The organism is Escherichia sp. MOD1-EC7011 (genome assembly GCF_002965005.1).
Lineage (GTDB): Bacteria > Pseudomonadota > Gammaproteobacteria > Enterobacterales > Enterobacteriaceae > Escherichia > Escherichia ruysiae.
The window spans coordinates 316,718-323,672 of sequence record NZ_PTRD01000024.1 but is presented as its reverse complement, the minus strand read 5'-3'; the positions used below and the strand labels follow the sequence as shown (position 1 = coordinate 323,672).

At 54.1% G+C, this 6,955-nt stretch carries 4 protein-coding genes; all 4 read left to right on the top strand.

Going from position 1 to position 6,955, the window contains the following annotated elements; all coding sequences use genetic code 11:
* A partial coding sequence (locus tag A7098_RS13060) for a phage tail protein (RefSeq protein ID WP_105280911.1) occupies positions 1–2,241 on the top strand: 2,241 nt, incomplete at its 5' end.
* 66 nt (positions 2,242–2,307) lie between these two features.
* Positions 2,308–2,907, top strand: coding sequence for an Ail/Lom family outer membrane beta-barrel protein (locus A7098_RS13055; RefSeq protein WP_021562222.1), 600 nt, complete (start codon positions 2,308–2,310; stop codon positions 2,905–2,907).
* Positions 2,908–2,971: 64 nt separating this feature from the next.
* Positions 2,972–6,322 carry a prophage tail fiber N-terminal domain-containing protein gene (locus A7098_RS13050; RefSeq protein WP_105280910.1) on the top strand — a complete coding sequence of 1,117 codons (3,351 nt, stop codon included), beginning with the start codon at positions 2,972–2,974 and terminating at the stop codon, positions 6,320–6,322.
* The gene (locus A7098_RS13045; RefSeq protein ID WP_089641405.1) at positions 6,322–6,906 is read left to right on the top strand and encodes a tail fiber assembly protein; all 585 of its coding nucleotides are present in this window, start codon (positions 6,322–6,324) and stop codon (positions 6,904–6,906) included. The genes A7098_RS13050 and A7098_RS13045 overlap by 1 nt, the downstream gene beginning before the upstream one ends.
* The last annotated feature ends 49 nt before the right edge of the window (positions 6,907–6,955 follow it).

The following is a 6,955-nucleotide window of genomic DNA, read 5'->3' as shown; positions in this document are numbered from 1 at the left end:
CGCTACAGCTTCAGCGCCCTGAAGGACCGCCATAATGCCGTTGAGGTGAACTGGATTGACCCGGACAACGGCTGGGAGACGGCGACAGAGCTTGTGGAGGACACGCAGGCCATTGCCCGTTACGGTCGTAACGTCACGAAGATGGATGCCTTTGGCTGTACCAGTCGGGGGCAGGCACACCGCGCCGGGCTGTGGCTGATTAAAACAGAACTGCTGGAAACGCAGACCGTGGATTTCAGCGTCGGCGCAGAAGGGCTTCGCCATGTACCGGGCGATGTTATTGAAATCTGTGATGATGACTATGCCGGTATCAGCACCGGTGGTCGTGTGCTGGCGGTGAACAGCCAGACCCGGACGCTGACGCTCGACCGTGAAATCACGCTGCCATCCTCCGGTACCACGCTGATAAGCCTGGTTGACGGAAGTGGCAATCCGGTCAGCGTGGAGGTTCAGTCCGTCACCGACGGCGTGAAGGTAAAAGTGAGCCGTGTTCCTGACGGTGTTGCTGAATACAGCGTGTGGGGGCTGAAGCTGCCGACGCTGCGCCAGCGCCTGTTCCGCTGCGTGAGTATCCGTGAGAACGACGACGGCACGTATGCCATCACCGCCGTGCAGCATGTACCGGAAAAAGAGGCCATCGTGGATAACGGGGCGCACTTTGACGGCGACCAGAGCGGCACGGTGAATGGTGTCACGCCGCCAGCGGTGCAGCACCTGACCGCCGAAGTCACCGCAGACAGCGGGGAATACCAGGTGCTGGCGCGCTGGGACACGCCGAAGGTGGTGAAGGGCGTGAGCTTCCTGCTCCGTCTGACCGTGGCAGCGGACGACGGCAGTGAGCGGCTGGTCAGCACGGCCCGGACGACGGAAACCACATACCGCTTCACGCAACTGGCGCCAGGGAACTACAGGCTGACAGTCCGGGCGGCAAATGCCTGGGGGCAGCAGGGCGATCCGGCATCGGTATCGTTCCGTATTGCCGCACCGGCAGCGCCGTCGCGGATTGAGCTGACGCCGGGCTATTTTCAGATAACCGCCACGCCCCATCTTGCCGTTTATGATCCGACGGTACAGTTTGAGTTCTGGTTCTCGGAAACGCGGATTACCGATATCAGGCAGGTTGAAACCACAGCCCGCTACCTTGGCACGGGGCTGTACTGGATAGCTGCCAGTATCAATATCAGGCCGGGCCATGATTATTATTTTTACGTTCGCAGTGTGAACACCGTTGGCAAATCGGCATTCGTGGAGGCTGTTGGTCGGGCGAGCGATGATGCGGAAGGTTACCTGGATTTTTTCAAAGGCCAGATAACCGAATCCCATCTTGGCAAGGAGCTGCTGGAAAAAGTCGAGCTGACGGAGGATAACGCCAGCAAACTGGAGGAGTTTTCGAAAGAGTGGAAGGACGCCAGTGATAAGTGGAATGCCATGTGGGGCGTCAAAATTGAGCAGACCAAAGACGGCAAACATTATGTCGCGGGTATTGGCCTCAGCATGGAGGACACGGAGGAAGGCAAACTGAGCCAGTTCCTGGTTGCCGCTAACCGTATCGCGTTTATTGATCCGTCTAATGGCAACACAAGACCAATGTTTGTTGGTCAGGGCGATCAGATATTCATGAACGACGTGTTCCTGAAACGCCTGACGGCTCCGACCATTACCAGCGGCGGTAATCCTCCGGCATTTTCCCTGACACCGGACGGGCGGCTGACGGCGAAAAATGCCGATATCAGCGGTAACGTGAATGCGAACTCCGGGACGCTCAACAACGTCACGATTAACGAGAACTGTCGGGTTCTGGGAAAACTGTCCGCGAACCAGATTGAAGGCGATCTCGTTAAAACAGTGGGCAAAGCTTTCCCCCGGGACTCCCGTGCACCGGAACGGTGGCCATCAGGGACCATTACCGTCAGGGTTTATGACGATCAGCCGTTTGACCGGCAGATTGTTATTCCTGCGGTGGCATTCAGCGGCGCTAAACATGAGAGAGAGCATACTGATATTTACTCCTCATGCCGTCTGATAGTGCGGAAAAACGGTGCTGAAATTTATAACCGTACCGCGCTGGATAATACGCTGATTTACAGTGGCGTTATTGATATGCCTGCCGGTCACGGTCACATGACGCTGGAGTTTTCGGTGTCAGCATGGCTGGTAAATGACTGGTATCCCACAGCAAGTATCAGCGATTTGCTGGTTGTGGTGATGAAGAAAGCCACCGCAGGCATCAGTATCAGCTGAATTTTATAACCCATAACGGGCGTCAGAAATGACGCCTTTTTTATTGCAGAAAAGCGAGAGGTAATTATGCGTAAACTTTATGCCGCCATTTTGTCCGCAGCCATTTGTCTGGCCGTATCCGGTGCGTCTGCATGGGCGTCTGAACATCAGTCCACGCTGAGCGCGGGGTATCTTCATGCCTCGACGAACGTTCCCGGCAGCGATGATCTGAACGGGATTAACGTGAAATACCGTTATGAGTTTACGGACACACTGGGGATGGTGACGTCATTCAGCTATGCAGGAGACAAGAATCGCCAGCTGACCCATTACAGCGATACCCGCTGGCATGAAGATTCCGTTCGTAACCGCTGGTTCAGCGTAATGGCGGGGCCGTCTGTGCGCGTGAATGAATGGTTCAGCGTGTATGCGATGGCGGGTGTGGCTTACAGCCGTGTGTCGACTTTCTTCGGGGATTATCTCCGCGTAACTGACAACAAGGGGAAAACGCACGATGTGCTGACCGGAAGTGATGACGGTCGCCACAGCAACACGTCTCTGGCGTGGGGGGCTGGCGTGCAGTTTAACCCGACCGAATCCGTGGCCATTGATATTGCTTATGAAGGCTCCGGCAGTGGCGACTGGCGCACTGACGGTTTCATCGTGGGTGTCGGTTATAAATTCTGATTAGCCAGGTAACACAGTGTTATGACAGCCCGCCGGTTCAGGCGGGCTTTTTTGTGGGGTGAATATGGCAGTAAAGATTTCAGGTGTACTGAAAGACGGCACAGGAAAACCGGTACAGAACTGCACAATCCAGCTGAAAGCAAAACGTAACAGCACCACGGTGGTGGTGAACACGCTGGCCTCAGAAAATCCGGATGAAGCCGGGCGTTACAGCATGGACGTTGAGTACGGTCAGTACAGCGTTATTCTGTTGGTGGAAGGATTCCCGCCGTCACATGCCGGGACCATCACCGTGTATGAAGATTCCCGACCCGGTACGCTGAATGATTTTCTCGGTGCCATGACGGAGGATGATGCCCGTCCGGAGGCACTGCGCCGTTTTGAGCTGATGGTGGAAGAGGTGGCGCGTAACGCGTCCGTGGTGGCACAGAACACGGCAGCCGCGAAGAAGTCAGCCAGTGATGCCAGCACATCAGCCCGTGAGGCGGCAACCCATGCGACTGATGCTGCAGGCTCAGCACGCGCAGCCAGCACATCAGCCGGGCAGGCCGCGACGTCGGCTCAGTCAGCGTCTTCCAGCGCAGGAACGGCATCAACAAAGGCCACTGAAGCATCGAAAAGTGCTGCTGCTGCAGAGTCCTCAAAAAGCGCGGCAGCTACCAGTGCCAGTGCCGCGAAAACGTCAGAAACGAATGCCGCAGCGTCACAACAATCAGCAGCCACTTCTGCATCCACCGCGACCACGAAAGCGTCAGAAGCTGCCACCTCAGCCCGGGATGCGGCGGCCTCAAAAGAGGCAGCGAAATCATCAGAAACGAACGCATCCTCGAGCGCCAGTAGCGCAACTTCCTCGGCAACGGCGGCAGGAAATTCCGCGAAGGCGGCAAAAACGTCCGAGACGAACGCTAAGTCTTCTGAGACGGCAGCGGGACAGAGCGCCTCAGCTGCGGCAGGCTCAAAAACAGCGGCTGCATCATCTGCCAGCGCCGCGTCAACAAGTGCCGGGCAGGCCTCAGCCAGTGCCACCGCCGCCGGAAAATCGGCAGAAAGCGCCGCATCATCCGCTTCAACAGCCACAACGAAGGCTGGCGAAGCCACTGAACAGGCCAGCGCAGCAGCGAGTTCTGCTTCCGCAGCGAAGACATCCGAAACGAACGCGAAAGCGTCGGAAACCAGCGCAGAATCCTCAAAAACGGCTGCCGCATCGTCAGCCAGTTCGGCGGCGTCATCGGCATCATCGGCGTCTGCTTCAAAAGATGAGGCGACCAGACTGGCGTCAGCAGCGAAGGGCAGCGCCACGACAGCATCCACGAAGGCGACAGAGGCAGCTGGCAGTGCGACGGCGGCAGCACAGAGCAAAAGTACGGCGGAATCCGCGGCAACGCGCGCCGAGACAGCGGCAAAACGGGCAGAGGATATTGCATCCGCCGTGGCGCTTGAGGATGCGAGCACGACGAAAAAGGGGATAGTACAGCTCAGCAGTGCGACCAACAGTACGTCTGAAACGCTGGCGGCAACGCCAAAGGCAGTAAAATCAGCCTATGACAATGCAGAGAAACGTCTGCAGAAAGACCAGAACGGCGCTGATATACCCGATAAGGGACGCTTCCTGAACAACATTAACGCGGTCAGTAAAACAGACTTTGCTGATAAGCGTGGTATGCGTTATGTGCGGGTTAACGCTCCTGCAGGTGCAACATCTGGAAAATATTACCCTGTTGTTGTTATGCGTTCTGCTGGCTCAGTAAGCGAACTGGCATCAAGGGTCATTATCACCACGGCAACGCGAACCGCAGGCGATCCGATGAATAACTGCGAGTTTAACGGATTTGTTATGCCTGGTGGCTGGACTGACAGGGGGCGTTATGCTTATGGAATGTTCTGGCAATATCAAAACAATGAACGAGCCATCCACTCAATAATGATGAGTAATAAGGGCGATGATTTGCGCTCTGTGTTCTATGTTGATGGCGCTGCTTTCCCTGTTTTTGCGTTTATCGAAGATGGCCTGTCAATATCCGCACCTGGTGCTGATCTCGTTGTTAATGATACGACCTATAAGTTTGGGGCAACAAATCCAGCGACTGAATGTATCGCGGCGGACGTTATCCTTGATTTTAAGAGTGGGCGTGGTTTTTATGAGTCTCATTCGTTAATCGTTAACGATAATTTGTCGTGCAAAAAACTTTTTGCCACAGACGAAATTGTAGCGCGTGGTGGTAATCAGATTCGAATGATAGGTGGGGAGTATGGGGCATTATGGCGTAATGATGGCGCTAAAACTTACCTGCTGCTTACCAATCAAGGTGATGTTTATGGTGGCTGGAATACATTAAGACCGTTTGCTATTGATAACGCAACTGGCGAACTGGTTATTGGAACCAAACTGTCCGCAAGTCTGAACGGTAATGCATTAACAGCAACAAAGCTGCAAACGCCAAGACGGGTTTCTGGTGTTGAGTTTGATGGTTCCAAAGATATTACTTTAACCGCCGCGCATGTGGCTGCTTTTGCCAGAAGGGCAACGGATACATATGCCGATGCGGATGGTGGCGTTCCCTGGAATGCCGAATCAGGCGCTTATAATGTCACCCGCTCTGGCGACAGCTATATTCTGGTTAACTTCTATACCGGAGTCGGAAGTTGCCGGACCTTGCAGATGAAGGCGCATTACAGAAATGGTGGTCTGTTCTACCGTTCTTCAAGAGACGGTTATGGTTTTGAGGAAGACTGGGCAGAAGTTTATACCTCGAAAAATCTTCCACCAGAAAGCTACCCAGTCGGCGCACCAATCCCGTGGCCATCAGATACCGTTCCGTCTGGTTATGCCCTGATGCAGGGGCAGACTTTTGACAAATCTGCCTACCCGAAACTTGCAGCCGCTTATCCGTCAGGCGTGATCCCTGATATGCGTGGCTGGACGATTAAGGGCAAGCCCGCCAGTGGTCGTGCCGTATTGTCTCAGGAACAGGACGGCATAAAATCGCATACCCACAGCGCCAGCGCATCCAGTACTGATTTGGGGACGAAAACCACATCGTCGTTTGATTACGGCACTAAATCCACGAATAACACTGGTGCGCATACCCATAGTGTTAGCGGTACGGCTGCTTCAGCCGGTGCACATACCCATTCGATGACATTTGTTTCAGGTGGTTCCAGTGGTGCTCCGGGAAGTGGATCACCTGATTATTCTAAATACAGTGTTAACACTTCTTCTGCAGGCGCTCATACGCACTCTGTATCGGGTACTGCTGCAAGCGCAGGTGCACACGCACATACTGTCGGTATTGGTGCTCATACGCACTCCGTTGCGATTGGTTCACATGGACATACCATCACCGTTAACGCTGCTGGTAACGCGGAAAACACCGTCAAAAACATCGCATTTAACTATATTGTGAGGCTTGCATAATGGCATTCAGAATGAGTGAACAACCACGGACCATAAAAATTTATAATCTGCTGGCCGGAACTAATGAATTTATTGGTGAAGGTGACGCATATATTCCGCCTCATACCGGTCTGCCTGCAAACAGTACCGCTATTGCACCGCCAGATATTCCGGCTGGCTTTGTGGCTGTTTTCAACAGTGATGAGGCATCGTGGCATCTCGTTGAAGATCATCGGGGTAAAACGGTTTATGACGTGGCATCAGGGGACGCGTTATTTATTTCTGAACTCGGTCCGTTACCGGAAAATGTTACCTGGTTGTCGCCGGAAGGGGAATATCAGAAGTGGAACGGTACAGCCTGGGTGAAAGATGCAGAAGCAGAAAAACTATTCCGGATCCGGGAGGCGGAAGAAACAAAAAACAGCCTGATGCAGGCAGCGAATGAGAATATTGCGCCACTTCAGGATGCTGTGGATCTGGAGATCGCAACGGAAGAAGAGGCGTCGTTGCTGGCAGCATGGAAGAAGTATCGGGTGTTGCTGAACCGTGTTGATACATCAACTGCACCTGATATTGAGTGGCCGGAAGAACCAGACACAATGTAAGCAAAAAAGAAAAACCGCAGACACGACGTATGCAGGACGTGCTGCGGTT

What these genes read in the sequence shown, in the direction of transcription:
- A7098_RS13045 (WP_089641405.1), top strand. Translation starts at nt 6,322, where the DNA reads ATGGCATTCAGAATGAGTGAACAACCACGGACCATAAAAATTTATAAT.
- A7098_RS13055 (WP_021562222.1), top strand. Translation starts at nt 2,308, where the DNA reads ATGCGTAAACTTTATGCCGCCATTTTGTCCGCAGCCATTTGTCTGGCC.
- A7098_RS13050 (WP_105280910.1), top strand. Translation starts at nt 2,972, where the DNA reads ATGGCAGTAAAGATTTCAGGTGTACTGAAAGACGGCACAGGAAAACCG.